Below are 14952 nucleotides of genomic sequence, written 5' to 3' on the forward strand. Positions count from 1 at the left end.
CTCAGGCGGCCTTCCCGGGGACGAGCTGGAGGTAGAGCGTCGTGATCACGAAGTTGACGAAGAAGAGCAGCAGGAACGTCACGACGACCGACTGGTTGACCGCGTCGCCGACGCCTTTGGGACCGGGCGCGGTGTTGAGGCCGCGGTGGCAGGCGATGACGCCGGCGAGGAAGCCGAAGACGATCGCCTTCAGCTCGCCGACCCAGAGATCCTCGATCTGAGCGAGCGCGGTGAAGCTGGCGAGGTACGCCCCCGGCGTACCGCCCTGGACGATGACGTTGAAGAAGTAGCCGCCGAGCACGCCGACGACCGAGACCAGGCCGTTGAGCAGCACCGCGGCGCCCATGCAGGCCAGGACCCGGGGTACGACGAGCCGCTGCACCGGGGAGATCCCCAGCACCCGCATCGCGTCGATCTCGTCGCGGATCCGGCGCGCGCCGAGCTCGGCGCAGATCGCCGCCCCGCCCGCGCCGGCGATGACCAGGGTGGTGACGATCGGCGCGGCCTGCTGGACGACGGCGAGCACGCTGGCCGCGCCGGTGAAGGACTGGGCGCCGATCTGGACGGTGAGGGTGCCGAGCTGGAGCGCGATCACCGCGCCGAACGGGATCGAGACCAGCATCGCCGGGATCCAGGAGACCCGGACCACGAACCAGAACTGCTCGATGGCCTCGCGCAGCGCGAACGGCCGGCGCAGGGTCGCCGCCGCGGTGTCCAGGCTGAGCGCGAACAGGTCGCCGGTCGCGTCCAGGGCGCGGACCGGGGCGCTGCGGGTGGGGACGGGGCGCGCTCGGTCGCGCTCCTCGTCGTCGGCGACGTAGAGCTGCGCCGCCCCGGTGGTGACCCGCTCGCGGTGGCGTACGCCGCTGGCCCGGACGGTGCCGGAGCGGGGCACGAGCTGGCGGGGCAGCACCTCGATGGACCGGGCGCCGGCGTGCCGGGTCATCAGCGCGGTCGCGCCGTCCGGGCCGGGGAGGCTGTCGTAGCCGAGCTGGTCGGTGCGGCGGTGGTCGGTCTCCTCGCTCATCCCGATCGGCCCCTCGGGGTCGCCGCTCATGAACTGCGAGACCACCGGGTGGTCGGTGAGCAGGAAGTCCTCGCGCGGCCCGAACATCACCAGCTCGCGGCGGTAGAGCATCCCGAGGTTGTCCGGCAGGGTCCGGGCCAGCTCGATGTTGTGGGTGACGATCATCATCGTCGCGTCGGTCGCGGCGTTGACCTCCATCAGCAGCTGGGCGAGGTTGGAGGTGCGGACCGGGTCGAGGCCGGAGTCGGGCTCGTCGATGAGGATGATCGAGGGGTCGGTGACCAGCGCGCGGGCCAGGCCGGCCCGCTTCTTCATGCCGCCGGAGATCTCGCCGGGCACCTTGTGCTCCTGGCCGACCAGCCCGACCATCTCGAGCTTCTCCAGCACGGTGCTGCGGATCTCGGGCTCACGCAGCTTGGTGTGCTCGCGCAGCGGGAACGCGACGTTGTCGTACACGCTCAGCGACCCGAAGAGCGCGCCGTCCTGGAAGAGCACGCCGAACCGCTTGCGCAGGTCCAGGCGGCGCGACTCCTTGGCGGTGACCATGTCGACGCCGTCGATGAGGATCGTGCCGGCCTCGGGCTCGAGCAGCCCGATGAGCGACTTCAGGAACACCGACTTGCCGGTGCCGGACGGGCCGAGGAGCGCGGTGATCTCGCCGGGCGGCAGGGTCAGCGTGACGTCGTGCCAGATGTTCTGGCGCCCGAAGCTCTTGGTCAGCCCCTGGACCTCGACAGTCCCGCCCATGGCGTGCCCTCCGCATCACGGCAACGGGGCCATCCCGAGCCGGGCCAGACGCTAGGTGTGACCGCCCTCACCCGCGAGCACTCCGCCGGCCCCGGTCTCCCGCCGCCCGCGATCCGCCCCGGATCTTGTGACGGGGCTGACAAGAAATGGCCCGACCCGGCGGTCGAGCCGGCCCCAGCGGTGAGCTGGCCACCGTTCCGCCCGGGCCAGCGGTGAGCTGGCCACCGTTCCCGACGTCCGAACGGTGGCAGGCTCACCGCCAGCCATCCGGCCCGCCGAAGAACGGTGGCAGGCTCACCGCAGCCCGGGTCATTGCTCGACTCGTCAAGCCACGCCAGCTGGTCGAGCCGCGAAGGCGCGCAGCGCCTGAGCGCGTCGAGACCCGGTCGCACCCGGCGTACGTCGGCCGGCCCAGGTCAGCGGTGAGCTGGCCCCCATCGGCCCGGGTCAGCGGTGAGCTGGCCACCGTTCCCGACGTCCGAACGGTGGCAGGCTCACCGCAAGCCATCCGGCCCGCCCAAGAACCGTGGCCAGCTCACCGCCAGCCATCCACGACCGCGGGCCGGATCGGATTTCTTGTGACCGACCTAACAAGTTCCTGGCCGGCGTACGACGGCGCCTCCCGCGCCGGTTGCCGCGGCCGAGGCGGCATGTCTAGATCCAGGCTGTCAGTCCCCTGTCGGCCACGTCCGACGGAGGAGTGCAGGAGGAAGTAGGGAGCATGACACTCATCGCGGACGAGCGTCGGCCTGAAGGAAGGCCCGGAGCGAACCACGGCGCAGCCCCGCGCGACGGCGGCTTCGACGCCGTGGCGACCCTCATCAACCGCAACATCGCCGCGCTCGTGGGCGGCCGGGACGAGCTCGTCGAGCGGATCGTCGCCGAGGCCATCACGGCGTTCTTCGCCGAGCCGGGCTCGCCGCGTCGTGCCGCCGGGCGGGTCGCGCCGCTGCTGTGGGAGCTCGGGGAGCGCCACGTGGCCCGCGGTCTGCCGAGCGACACCCTCGACAGCGGGTTCGCGCATGCCCGGGCGGCGGCCCAGCGCGGGTTCCAGTTCGTGGTGAAGCTGCCGGGGACCGGCGACCAGGCCCTGCGCGAGGACCTGACCGCTTTCGTCCAGCTGCTCCACCGGCAGGCGAGCGGCGCGTGGGAGCGCGGACACACGCTGCTGCACGGCGACACCGACCGTCGCGAGCTCCTGGGCACGACCCTGCTCCGCGCCGGGTCCCGGACGCCGACCGGCCGCCTGCTCCGTCGCCGCGGCCTGGACCCCGACGCCGAGTACGTGCTGGTGGTCTCGGCGGCCGGGGAGATCCCGGACGCGGTCTTCGACGACCCTGCGGTGCTGGGCGGGGTGACCCGCCGCGAGATCCTGCTGCCGGCCGGCGCGGTCGTCCCCGACCTGGGACGCCACGCCCCGCGGCAGGTCGTGATCGGCCCGGTGGCCCCGCTGCGCTCCGTCGGCAGGACCGCTGACCCGGTGCGCCGGGGCGCCCAGCTGCTCGGCGAGGGCCGGGCGTACGACGAGCGCGCGGTCGTCCCGTGCGAGGACCTGCTCTCGGTGCTGGTCACCGACGGGCTGCCAGGGCTGAGCGACCTGCTGGCCGCCAAGCACCTGACGTCGATGGAGCAGCTGAGCAGCAAGCGCCGGGTCGCCGAGGGCGAGCTGCTGCTGCGCTGGCTGGAGCTCGGCCAGCCGCTCAACCAGGTCGCCCGTTCCCTCGACGTACCGCCGCAGACCGCGCACAGCCGGCTCAAGCACCTCCGCGGTCTCTTCGGCGACGCCCTCGACGACCCCACCCAGCGCCTGGAGCTGATCGTCGCCCTCCAGGCCACCCTCCCCCGCTGGCGCCGCGAGGCCCTCTGACCGACCTCCCGGAGACATCGGTGGTCGAGCCGTCGGTGGTCGAGCCGCGAGCGCAGCGAGCGTGTCGAGACCTCTCCACAGGCGCCACCCCGGCCCGTTGCGGCGGTCTGCTCCGGCGCCGACGCTGGGGCGATGCCCCACACCTACATGCTCGAGTGCGCGGACGGCTCGTTCTACGTCGGCAGCACGCGCGACCTCGAGCGTCGGGTCTGGGAGCACCAGGAAGGGCTCGGTGCGGCGTACACCCGTCGCCGGCGACCGGTCCGCCTCGTGTGGTGTGAGGAGTACGCCCGCATCGACGAGGCCTTCGCGCGGGAGAAGCGGATCCAGAACTGGAGCCGGGCGAAGCGGTTGGCGCTGATCGAGCAGCGGTACGACGCGCTGCCCGCACTGGCCGAGAGGCACGCCCGGCGCCGACGTCGGGAAGGTGGTCTCGACACGCCCTCGCCTGGCGGCTCGGACGGCTCGACCACCTGAGTCGGTGGTCGAGCCGCGAGCGCAGCGAGCGTGTCGAGACCACCACCGCAACGAGGTCTCGACACGCCCTCGCCTAGCGGCTCGGACGGCTCGACCACCGGGGACGGCCCCGGGCAGCACAACGGCCGGCGCCCCTGGGAGGGAGGGGCGCCGGCCGGTGCGTCTGCGGGTCAGACCTTGAAGGCCTTGGTGGCCTTGCTGGCTGCGAGGGTCGCCGACCCGCCGTAGCTCGCGGTGACCTTGTACTTGCCCTTCTTGGTGAGCTTCTTGGCGGTGAAGCTGGCGACGCCCTTGGCGTTGACGCTCACGGACTTCTTCGCGACCTTCTTCGCGCCGCGCTTGATCACGACCGCGATCTTGCCCGACGGCCGCACCCCGGCGGGAGCGGTCACCTTCATCTGCACGGTGACCTTCTTGCCCTTCTTCTTGACCTTGACCGCTGTCACCTTGCTCCGCGACGCGGCCTTGGTGACCGCGACCGAGGCGCTGCCGGCCGAGGGGTTCGTCGTCGCGTCACCGGCGTAGGAGGCGCTCACCGCGTGGGTGCCGACCGCCAGGGTGGCGGGCACGGTGAGGGACGCACTGCCGGCGTTGAGCGGCAGGCTCGAGCTGGCGCCGCCCACCGTGACCGCAACGGTGCCGGTCGGGGTCCCGCCCGCCTTGGTGACGGACACGGTCAGCGTCCGCGCCGTGCCGTACGCCGCGGAGGCCGGGGCGATCGCGACGGTGGTGGTCGAGGCCACCTTCACCGGCGTCGAGGCCGTCGTGACCGGGCCGACCGGCGCGGAGACGGAGACGACGGGCGTGTCGGAGCCGCGGGTGGCGGTGGAGCGGAGCGTGATCGTCTTGCCCAGGTGCGCCTCGGTCAGCGCCAGGGTGTTGCCGGTCGCGCCCGCGATCTCGGCGCCGTCGGCGAGCCACTGGTTCACGACGGTCCCCGGCTCGCCGGCGAACGTCGCCGGGGTGCCGGTGAGGGTCTGCCCGACCTCCGGGGTGCCGGTGATCGAGGCCGGGGTGGTCACCGTGACCGGCGGCAGCGGCTCGCCCACGATCGCCTGGAAGTTGCTGCCTCCGGTCAGGTCGACCACCTTGCCCTGGATGCCGGCCGGCACCTGCCAGGCCTCCGCGACCGCGCCCTCCCCCTGCCAGACGACGACCTGACCGGTGTCGGTGCGGACCGCGGTGATGCTGGTCCCGAGAGACACGTTCGCGATCTGCTCGACCGGTGCGCCGGCGAGCTCGTCAGGGGTGTTCGGGTCCACGACCGCCGAGTCCGCCACCTGGGTGAACCGCTTGACGACCCCCGCCCGGGTCACGCCGACGCCCATGTCGATGTCGATGATCGGGTCCGCGTCCGCCGGGGCGACCGTGGTCACCCCGCTGGTGTTGATGTGGACGACCCGGCCGTCGGCGAGCAGGGCGTAGCCGGCGGTGGCCGCTGCCTCGACGTCGACCACGCCGGTGAGCGGCGCGCCGGTGACTGGGTCCCCCACGAGCTCGTAACCGGTGCCGAAGGCCGACCGCATCCCGAGCCGACCGTCGCTGAGTCGGGCGAAGGCCAGGTTGCTGCCGGTCGCGACCTGGACGGCCGGGGCCCCGAGCGTGGCGACGCTGGTCTCCCCGGTGGGGAACCCACGAGCGCCCCACAGGTAGAGCGAGCCGCTGGCCAGCACGACGCCCGCGGCGGAGTTGCCGTACTGGTCGACCGAGACCACCTGCTGGCCCGCGACGGCAGCCGGGATGTTCACGTCAGTCGCAGATCCGGCCACGCGCTGAAGCGTCCCGTCGCCACGGATCGCGAAGATGTTCCCCCCGGCCGCCTGCGAGACGGCCGTCCGCCACGGGCCGTTGGCCGTCGTGACCGGGTACGACGCCGGGGTCTGGCCCCAGACCTGGATCGCTCCGGCGTCGCTCAGCCCCGGCACCGCCGAGGCCGGCGAGGCGCCCAGCGCCCCGGCGATCAGTCCGACGACCACGGCACCGGCCGCGGTCTTCCTCCGCGTTGAGGTCATGCGTTCCTCCAAGAGAATGTGGGGCCGGCCAGGAACGACCGCGCCGGTCGGGTCCGGCGTCGTCGCACCGTAGGCAGGCGCCGGGCGCCGGCGCGGCCGGATCGGCCGGGACCGGTGCGAGTCGGGACGGACATCCGAAAGTGCGCGCGCCGACCTCGGTTCCCCGGCCTCTCGGCGGCCCCCGGGGCAGAGTGAGCCCATGCCCGCCACCCGTCGGCGCCCGCGTCCCGGATCGCTGGTCCGGCTGGGGCTCGTGACCGCCCTCCTCCTGGGCGTCGCCACCCTCAGCTCCAGCGCCGCCGAGGACCCGGACTACCCCGGGCTCCCCACCCTGGGCACCGGCCAGTGGATCGTCCCGCAGGCGACCGGCTCGACGTACGCCGCGGCTGCTCGGCAGTGGGCACGGGTGCCCGACATCCAGGCGATCGCGTTCAGCCGGTTCGCGACCAGGCTGGTGGATCTCAGCTGTCGCCGGCTCGACCCGTATCAGTCAGTCGAGAAGTACTCGGCGGCGATCGTCATGGTCTCGCCCCGCGGCGCCCCGGAGCCGTACGGGTCCCACGGGCCCTTTCCGGTCCGCACCGTGGCCTTCGGTGCGATCCCGGTCCAGGCGGAGATCCGGCTGCGCCAGCCCCGGGACGCCGAGAACCTGCCGGTCCCGCTGGAGGCCCGTCAGGAGGCGCGGACGTTCTGCCCCGGCCGGGGCCCCTTCGCCGGCCCGGGACAGACGGAGAACCATGTCGCCGACACCCACGTCTCCGGCGAGGTCCAGGTCGAGGTCACCGCGCTGGCGGTGGACGGCGTCGATCTCGACCTGCGCCCGACCTGCCGCACCACCTTCACCGAACTGACCCTGACCGCGCCGGACTTCTACGCCGCCGACCCCGGCGTCCGGCCGGAAGAGAACCCCCAGGTCGAGGGGAACCTCCACACGACGCCCTACTTCCTGTTCACCTACGGCGGCCTGCTCACCGGCGAGCTGACGATCCCCCCGTTTGCCGACTGCGTCACGGCGACCGGCGAGGACCTGTCGGCGCTCCTGACCGCCACGGTCTCTGGTCCCAGCAACACCGTCCGGCTTCGGTCCGAGGCGCTCTCGGGCAGCGCGAACGACGACGCCGCCAGGTGCTGGCGCGACCACTCCTGCGTGCCACTCGACCCGATGCCCCTGCCGGGCCGCCCCGGCGACCCGGAGGCCGCACCGCGCCGGTGACCGTGGCGTTCGGGCGGGGATCTCGACACGGCCTCGCCCAGCGGCTCGGCCGGCTCGATCACCGGAACCGGTGGTCGAGCCGCGAGCGCAGCGACGGGCCCCCGGTGGTCGAGCCGCGAGCGCAGCGAGCGTGTCGAGACCCCGCGCCGGGCGATTTGGGACGGCCGTCCCGAAATCCAGCACCGGCCCCGCCGCAGGGCGTCGCCAGTGACTCCGGTCACGTAACACTGCCGGCACGCCGCTGCGCGACAGCCCCCGATCCCCCGACCGGCTCTGACGTGGGTGGCAGCCCTCTCCGGCCGCATCGGAGCGGCCGGTGAACCAGGAAGGAACTCCCCCATGAAGAACAAGTTCCGCAGGACCACGATGGTCGGGGCGCTCGCCTCGACCGCCCTGATGGTCGCCGCCCCGGCGGCCATGGCGGCCGGCCCCCTCACCGTCGGCGGCGCGACCACCCCCAGCGTCGTCGCCATCACCGCCAGCAACGTCGGCAGCTTCACGTTCGCCACCGACTACGACGTCCCGGCCACCTGCACCACGGCCACCGTCGGCGGGGAGATCTACCCCGGCACCGCGGTGGTCGACAACGCCAAGATCGGCGAGATCCAGTCGCTCACCTTCAGCGGCTGCACCGCGACCGGGCTCAACTACCCGGTGACGATCACCAAGACCGGCTCGGTGGACTGGGACCTGATCGTCGACGGCACACCCGCCTCCGGAGCCACCGCCGACCTGGAGATCACCAACGTCTCGGCTCAGATGCGCTCCACCGGCAGCGCGCCGTACGTCTGCGACCTGGCGGCGGCGACCGCTGCCGGGAGCAGCGTGCCCGGGTCGTTCGACCCGACCACTCAGCGGCTCTCGATCGCTTCCGCGGCCGGCGCGTTCCCGCTCGACCTCACCGCCGCCGGCGGAGTCACCTGCGGGGGCCAGATCTTCACCGGTGACCGGGCCCAGATGGCCGGCACCTTCGCGGTCAGCACCGGCGGCGCCGGCTCGATCAACTACTGACCGCACCACCGAAGAACGCAGCACCGCACCACCCGGGGCGGGCCGAGCGCAGCCAACGCGCTCGGCCCGCTCGCGGGAGCCTAGCCCGCCCGATCCCGACGAAAGGCCCTTCGATGACGACCCTGACCCGCCGCCGTACCGCGTTCCGCGGCTCGCTCGCCGCCACCACCGCCGCCCTGGCCCTGGTGTTCGCCGGCAGCCCCGCCGCCCACGCGGCGACCATCGACGTCGACTACGACGTCACCGGCAGCACCACCATCGCCTCGACCGGCTCGACCATCGCGCTCGGGCCCGCGGTGCTCGCCACCCGAGTGGAGGCCGACGGCGCCTTCGCCGCCGACCTGGACCTGCCCGGCACCCGTACGCAGTTCAAGCTCGCCGGATTCATCCCGGTCACCGCCAACGTCGCCTTCGAGGCGGTCGGCGAGACCGCCGGCCAGCTCTCCCGAGTGGGCCGCACCCAGGTGGCCACCTCGACCTCGAGCTACTACGTCCGGCTCAGCAACATCAAGGCCGCCGGCCTGCCGCTGTTCGCCGGGCCGTTCTGCCGCACCAGGGAGCCGGTCGTGATCCAGGCCGACACCCCGGCCGGCGAGGCCTTCGACATCGTCAAGGGCGGCCGGCTGGTCGGGGAGTACTCGATCGGCAAGTTCCAGCACTGCGGGCTCAACACCCTGCTGATCAACTCGATCATCCCGGGCGACGGCAACACCATCGAGCTCAACGTCTCGAACGGACGTCTCACCCCCACCCCCTGAGTCGCCTCACCTCCGCGGCTCGCGGGACGGCCCCCGGCCGTCCCGCGGGCCCACCCCGATCTTCTGGATTTCCCGCCCGACCCGACTCGAGGCCTCTAGCCTGTGACGCGGAGCACGCCAGGACGCGGGAGGGGCGATGGCGAACAGCACCGTCCCGGGCCCGACCCGAACCCGATGACCGAGCTGCGCGACGACCAGCCGGCCGTCCGGCTGCCGGCTGCCCTCGTCGACCGGTTCCGTCCCGCCATCCCGGACCTCGCCACCCGCGTCACCGAGCGGGTCCAGCACGACGTGCCCGACTACTCCGGGCCCGCGACCGGCCGCCGGCACCGCCTGATCTCGATGGCGGTCTCTGCGGCGATCCACCACTTCCTCAAGCTCGCCCAGGGCCAGTCGCCCTCCGGCCAGCCGGTCGACGACCTGTTCCGGCGGATGGGCTACGGACAGGCGTCCGAGGGCCGCGACCTCGCCCCGCTCCGGTCCGCGCTGCGCGTCGCGACCCGCGAGTGCTGGGCGGAGATGCGTCGGCTCACGAGCCGCGAGAGCCTGTCCGCCGCGGACCTCGGCCAGCTCGGCGACCTGCTCTTCGACTACGTCGACCACCTCGGGCAGCAGGTGGCCGCCGGCTACGCCCGCGCCGAGCGGACGCTGGGCCACGACGTCGGCCAGGCCCGGGCGCGGCTGCTGGACCAGCTGCTGGCCGGTGCGGGCGCCGCCGAGGTCACCGCCGCCGCGGACGCAGCCGACTGGCCGGTGCCCGCCGAGCTGGTGGTGATGAGCGTGAGCTTCCACCGCGAGCTGCCTCCGGTCGACCTGCCGGACGGCGTCCTGGTCCGCGACGAGGAGAGCCCGGCCGCCGTGGTCTGCGACGCCGCCGAGGCCGACGGTGTCGCCCGGCGGCTGCACGCCAGCGCACCCGGACTGCGGGTCGCGCTGAGCTGGCCGGTGCCGGTCGACGAGGCGGCGGCCGCCCACCGCTGGAGCATCCGGGCGCTCGAGCTCGTCGACCGCGGCGTGATCGCCCCCGACCCGGTGGTCAGCTGCCGCGACCACGCCACCCAGCTGTGGCTGCACGCCGAGCCGGAGGTGCGGCGGGCCCTGTGCCAGGACCTGCTGCAGCCGCTGCTCGCCGAGACCCCGAACTCCCGGGAGATCCTCTCCGAGACCCTGCTGGCCTGGCTGGAGTCGCGCGACAGCGCCCCCGCCATCGCCGCCCGGCTCGACGTACACCCCCAGACCGTGCGGTACCGCTGGAAGCGGATCAACGAGCTGTTCGGGGAATCGCTGCACGACCCGGAGTTCGTCGTCCAGGTCACGATGCTGCTCAAGGCCAGCGTGCCGCTGTGGAAGGCCGGGGACCAGTCCGACTTCGAGCGCTTCCGGGCGACCCGACGCCGATGACCGCACAGCTGGCCCCGGCGCTGGTCGCCGTGCTGACCCTGGCGCTGGCCGTCGCCCTCGCGGCGTACGTCGCGGCGCCGGCGCTCGCGCACGCCCTGGCTCGGCGCCGGGGTCGGGCTTCCGGCGTCTCGCTGCCCGCGCGGGCCGCTCTGGCCGCGGCACCGCACGTCGACGTGCTGGTCGTCGACGCCGCGGCGGTCACCACCGGGCGGCTCCGGGTGGTCGACGTCGCGCCGGCGCGCGCCGGGGACGAGCGGAACCTGCGCTGGTTCGCCGGCGCGCTGGGGCACGGCGCCGAGGACCCGGTCTCGCGGGCGCTGGCCCGCAGCTCGCCGCGCGGTCACCTCAGCGAGGTGAGCCGGCACGACGGCCTCGGCCTGTGCGGCTCGGTGGACCGGCACCCCGTGCGGGTCGGCCAGCCGGCCTGGCTCGGTGACGCCGATCCTGGCGGGACCGGCAGCACCGTCGCCGTCGAGGTCGACGGCCGGCTGCTCGGCCGGATCACGCTCGCCGCCGAGCCCCGCCCCGATGCCGGCGCCACCCTCACGGCCCTGGCCGGGCGCGGGATCGAGCCGGTGCTGGTCTCGAGCGGGCCCGCCGCGGACCTGGAGCGGCTCGCCGGCGAGGTCGGCGCGGCGCGCTGCGTCCACCTCCCCGGACCCGACGGCCTGTCCGCCCTGGTCTCCGGACTGCGGGCCGAGAGCCGGGTGGTCGCCGTCGCCGGCCCCGACTGCGGTGCCGACCTGCGGCTCACCGATGCCGGCCCCGACCCGGGCGCCGTGGTCCTCGACGAGCTCGACATCGCCTCGGTCGCCGCCGCCCTCGACCTCGCCCGGTCCGTCCACCGCACCGCCCGGCTGCTCCGGCGGGTGGCGCTCGCCGTCGCCGTGCTCGGCCTCGTGGGGCTGGTAGCGGTCGGGTTCCTCGACCGGCTGTAACGCGGGATTATTGCCGCTGGACACGCCGCAGATGGCCGCGGCAGCGTCGACAGCACCGCGGGAGTGCGTCGTACGGCGGTCTCGACACAGTCGCTGCGCTCCGGGCTCGACCAGCGGGGCCGGCGATCGACCAGGCGGGACGGGTCAGCAGCCGCCCGCGACGGCGGGGATGACCGAGACCTGGGTGCCGTCCGGGGTGGGGGTGGCCAGGTCGTCGAGGAAGCGGACGTCCTCGTTGCCGACGTAGACGTTGACGAAGCGGCGCAGCCGGCCGTTGTCGTCGAGGACGCGCGCCTTGATCCCGGCGTGGTTCGACTCCAGGTCGTCGATCACGTCGGCGAGCGTGGCGCCCGAGGCGGTGACCTCGGACTCGCCACCGGTGTAGGTGCGCAGGATGGTCGGGATCCGGACGGAGACGCTCATGATCAGTTCCTTCTCACGGTGCGGGGGTCACGAGAGGCGAGACCACCGAGGGGTTGCTCAGTCATCGGCCGGGGGTCTCGACACGCTCGCTGCGCTCGCGGCTCGACCACCGGGCCGGCCGGGGGTCAGGCCAGGCCGGTGGCGACGAACGCGGCGTACGACGGGTCGATGGTGGCCACCGGGCCGACCGAGCCGCTGACGGCGTCGAGGGTCTTCAGGCCGTGGCCGGTGTTGATGACCACGGTCTCCAGCGACGTGTCGAGCTGGCCGGTCTCGACGAGCTTCTTCAGGACGCCGACCGTGGTGCCGCCGGCGGTCTCGGTGAAGATCCCCTCGGTGCGGGCCAGCAGCACGATCGCCTCGCGGACCTCGTCGTCGCTGATGTCCTCGATGGCGCCGCCGGTCTCCCGGCAGATGTCGAGCACGTAGATGCCGTCCGCGGGGTTGCCGATCGCGAGGCTCTTGGCGATCGTGTCCGGCTTGACCGGGCGGATCGCGTCGACGCCGTCCTTGTAGGCGACCGAGACCGGGGAGCAGCCGGTGGCCTGCGCGCCGTACACCTTGTAGGGCTTCTCCTCGACCAGGCCGAGCTTGATCAGCTCCTGGAAGGCCTTGTGCACCTTGGTCAGCTGGGAGCCGGACGCGACCGGGATGACGACCTGGTCGGGCAGCCGCCAGCCGAGCTGCTCGGCGATCTCGTAGCCGAGGGTCTTGGAGCCCTCGGCGTAGTACGGGCGGACGTTGACGTTCACGAACGCCCAGCCGTCCTCCTCGCCCGCGATCTCGCTGGCGAGCTTGTTGACGTCGTCGTAGTTGCCGTTCACGGCGACCAGCGAGTCGGTGTAGACAGCCGAGTTGACCTGCTTGGGCTGCTCGAGGTTGCTGGGGATGAAGACCACCGTCTTGATCCCGGCGCGGGCGCCGGCGGCGGCCACGGCGTTCGCGAGGTTGCCGGTCGAGGGGCAGGCGAAGACCTTGCTGCCGAACTCCCGGGCCGCGCTCAGCGCGCAGGCGACGACCCGGTCCTTGAAGGAGTTCGTGGGGTTGGTGCTGTCGTCCTTGACCCACAGGTTGTCGATGCCGAGGGTCCGGCCGAGGTTGTCGGCCTTGAGCAGCCGGGTGAAGCCGGGCTCCATGTTCGGGCTGGTCTCGATGTCGGTCGGGACCGGCAGCAGCGCCTTGTAGCGCCAGATGTTCGCGGGGCCGGCCTCGATCTCCTCGCGGGTCACGGCCGGGAAGTCGTAGGCGATCTCCAGGGGGCCGAAGCACTCCGGACACGCGTAGTGCGGACCCAGGGCGACCTCGTGGCCGCACTCGCGACAGGCCAGTGAGGTGGCGTTCCCGAAGGCGCCCTCGCGGAGCCTGGGGGTGCCCGAGGTCGAGTCGGTGGTGCCCGGGGTGCCCGGGGTGGATGCCTGCTCGGCGACGACAGCGCTCATGAAGTCCTCCTCCTCATCTTCTCCGGGGCGACTTTCGCGTCCGGACGGATTTGGCACCGTTTCCACGATCCGTTCCCGGTCTGTCCGGGAGGCGGAGGCTCGTGGCGGTTGCCGGGACTTCACTGGGCCGTTCCCTCAGTCCCTCTTGATGAGCTGGGCACGACAGTACGGCGCGCGTCTCAGCATCTGCACACCGGGTCCGCGATGTGGACGGGCGCCGCCCGCTCGCCGGGGGGAGCTCAGGACGCGGCGGCGCGGGCGTCGTCGGCGAGCTTGCGCAGCAGCTCGAGCACGCCCTCGGGCCCGTGCACGACGATGTCGGCGCGCTCGATCAGCGCGCTCTCCTCGTCCGAGGCCGAGCAGACCAGCAGCGTCGGCAGGCCCTGCTTGGCCAGCGCCTCGACGGCCTCGAAAGCGTCGAGGTCGCCGAGGTCGTCGCCGGCGAACAGGAACGCGCCCGCGTCGACCTCCGCGGCGAGCGTCGCGACCGCCTGGCCCTTGTCCATGCCCGGGGCGCGCACCTCGATCACGTGCCGGCCCGGCTCGAGCGCCAGCCCGTGCCGGGCGGCGAGATCGCGCAGTGGCTGGAGCAGCCGGCGGAAGACGTCCTCGGGGTCGGGCAGCCGGCGCGTGTGCACGGCGTGGGCGAGCCCCTTGTCCTCGACGTAGGCGTCGGCCGCGTCCGCCGAGCGCAGCGCCCGGGGCAGGTCGGCCAGGAACGTGGCGAGGCCGTGCGGGGGCCGGGGGGCGACGATCCGGCGGCTCGTCGAGCGCCACCGCTCGTTGCCGTACTGCCCGAAGAGGTACAGCTCCTTGCCGGCGTCGCCGATCGCGTTGCCGACCTCCTCCAGCCCGCCCAGGTCCAGGGCCTGGCGTGCGGGGCGGCCGGTGATCACCGCGATCGCGGCCACCTGGCCGGCCAGGTCCACGAGCACCTCGGCGGCGTCGGGGTGGATGTGTGCCTGCTCGGGGTCGTCCACGATCGGGGAGAGAGTGCCGTCGAAGTCGCAGGCGACGACCGCGCGAGGCGCGGCCCGCACGAACTCGGCGTACTTCTGCTCCCCGGCGGGGGAGGTGAACTCCATGCCCTCAGCCTGCCACGCGGTCGCAGGACCCGCCCGCGCTGGGGGTCAGCCGAGCTCGCCGGTGAGCACGATCGTGAGCCGGTCGAGCTTCATGGCGCCCTCGGCCGGGTGCACCCGCTGGATGCCGAGGTCGCGGGCGAGCATCTTGGCGGCGGCGGTGAGCCGCGGCGGGTGGTAGACGGTGGTGGTCGGGACCGTGCCGTACCAGTTGTCGGAGCCGACGACCTGCCAGCCGACGTCGGCGGCGCGGCCGGCCACCCGGCCGGCGAGGCCGCGGATGTTGGAGTTGTTGTAGACCTCGACGTAGACCTTGGCGCGGCGCACCTGGGGCTTGGGCTTCGGCTTCGGCTTCGGGGCCTGGGGAGCCGCCGTGGCGGTGGGGCTCGGCGGCGCGGTCGACGGCTGCGCGACCGGCGTGACATCGCGCTCGGTCGGCTCACCGCCCCGGGTGGCGACGAACGTGATGGCGGCCATCGCGACCGCGATGATGCTCAGCATCACCACGGGCGACGGGAAGACCGTGCCGCGTCGGTTGGTCCGGTTGCCCGCCACGA

General features: G+C 73.4%; 13 protein-coding genes and 1 riboswitch. Of the genes, 7 read left to right on the plus strand and 6 right to left on the minus strand.

Annotation, left to right across the window (positions count from 1 at the left end; all coding sequences use genetic code 11):
• Window position 1: 1 nt before the first annotated feature.
• Window positions 2-1774, minus strand: a complete 1773-nt coding sequence (locus tag EBO35_RS20430) for an ABC transporter permease (RefSeq protein WP_455429447.1) — start codon at window positions 1772-1774, stop codon at window positions 2-4.
• A 721-nt stretch (window positions 1775-2495) separates the two neighbouring features.
• On the opposite strand from EBO35_RS20430, the gene EBO35_RS16655 reads away from it, so the two are divergent.
• Complete coding sequence (locus EBO35_RS16655; protein ID WP_164478007.1) at window positions 2496-3641, plus strand: helix-turn-helix domain-containing protein; 1146 nt, start codon at window positions 2496-2498, stop codon at window positions 3639-3641.
• 132 nt (window positions 3642-3773) lie between these two features.
• A complete protein-coding gene (locus tag EBO35_RS16660; protein WP_122818720.1) occupies window positions 3774-4118 on the plus strand; it encodes a GIY-YIG nuclease family protein in 345 nt (114 codons plus the stop codon).
• 170 nt (window positions 4119-4288) lie between these two features.
• Here EBO35_RS16660 and EBO35_RS16665 read toward each other — a convergent pair whose 3' ends face one another.
• On the minus strand, window positions 4289-6130 hold the full coding sequence (locus EBO35_RS16665; RefSeq protein ID WP_164478008.1) for an Ig-like domain repeat protein: 1842 nt from the start codon (window positions 6128-6130) through the stop codon (window positions 4289-4291).
• A 199-nt stretch (window positions 6131-6329) separates the two neighbouring features.
• On the opposite strand from EBO35_RS16665, the gene EBO35_RS16670 reads away from it, so the two are divergent.
• The 5 genes from EBO35_RS16670 (at window position 6330) to EBO35_RS16690 (ending at window position 11451) form a co-directional block, all read left to right on the plus strand.
• A complete protein-coding gene (locus EBO35_RS16670; protein ID WP_122818722.1) occupies window positions 6330-7343 on the plus strand; it encodes a hypothetical protein in 1014 nt (337 codons plus the stop codon).
• A 339-nt stretch (window positions 7344-7682) separates the two neighbouring features.
• On the plus strand, window positions 7683-8354 hold the full coding sequence (locus EBO35_RS16675; protein ID WP_122818723.1) for a hypothetical protein: 672 nt from the start codon (window positions 7683-7685) through the stop codon (window positions 8352-8354).
• A gap of 113 nt (window positions 8355-8467) precedes the next feature.
• Window positions 8468-9112, plus strand: coding sequence for a hypothetical protein (locus EBO35_RS16680; RefSeq protein ID WP_122818724.1), 645 nt, complete (start codon window positions 8468-8470; stop codon window positions 9110-9112).
• Window positions 9113-9286: 174 nt separating this feature from the next.
• On the plus strand, window positions 9287-10513 hold the full coding sequence (locus EBO35_RS16685; RefSeq protein ID WP_122818725.1) for a helix-turn-helix domain-containing protein: 1227 nt from the start codon (window positions 9287-9289) through the stop codon (window positions 10511-10513).
• Window positions 10510-11451: an HAD family hydrolase gene (locus tag EBO35_RS16690; protein WP_122818726.1), complete on the plus strand. Its 942-nt coding sequence runs from the start codon at window positions 10510-10512 to the stop codon at window positions 11449-11451. Before EBO35_RS16685 ends, EBO35_RS16690 begins: the two co-directional genes overlap by 4 nt.
• A gap of 144 nt (window positions 11452-11595) precedes the next feature.
• Here EBO35_RS16690 and EBO35_RS16695 read toward each other — a convergent pair whose 3' ends face one another.
• From EBO35_RS16695 to EBO35_RS16710, 4 genes are all read right to left on the minus strand, one after another.
• On the minus strand, window positions 11596-11874 hold the full coding sequence (locus EBO35_RS16695; RefSeq protein ID WP_122818727.1) for a MoaD/ThiS family protein: 279 nt from the start codon (window positions 11872-11874) through the stop codon (window positions 11596-11598).
• Window positions 11875-11999: 125 nt separating this feature from the next.
• Window positions 12000-13313: a threonine synthase gene (gene thrC / locus EBO35_RS16700; RefSeq protein WP_122818728.1), complete on the minus strand. Its 1314-nt coding sequence runs from the start codon at window positions 13311-13313 to the stop codon at window positions 12000-12002.
• Window positions 13314-13323: 10 nt separating this feature from the next.
• A riboswitch (SAM riboswitch) is annotated at window positions 13324-13468 on the minus strand.
• An 84-nt stretch (window positions 13469-13552) separates the two neighbouring features.
• Window positions 13553-14398 (minus strand): trehalose-phosphatase, encoded by an 846-nt coding sequence (gene otsB / locus EBO35_RS16705; protein ID WP_122818729.1) that lies wholly within the window; start codon window positions 14396-14398, stop codon window positions 13553-13555.
• Window positions 14399-14443: 45 nt separating this feature from the next.
• Complete coding sequence (locus EBO35_RS16710; RefSeq protein WP_241153742.1) at window positions 14444-14950, minus strand: LytR C-terminal domain-containing protein; 507 nt, start codon at window positions 14948-14950, stop codon at window positions 14444-14446.
• Window positions 14951-14952: the final 2 nt, after the last annotated feature.

Origin of the sequence: Nocardioides pantholopis (assembly GCF_003710085.1) — a bacterium.
Taxonomy (GTDB): domain Bacteria; phylum Actinomycetota; class Actinomycetes; order Propionibacteriales; family Nocardioidaceae; genus Nocardioides; species Nocardioides pantholopis.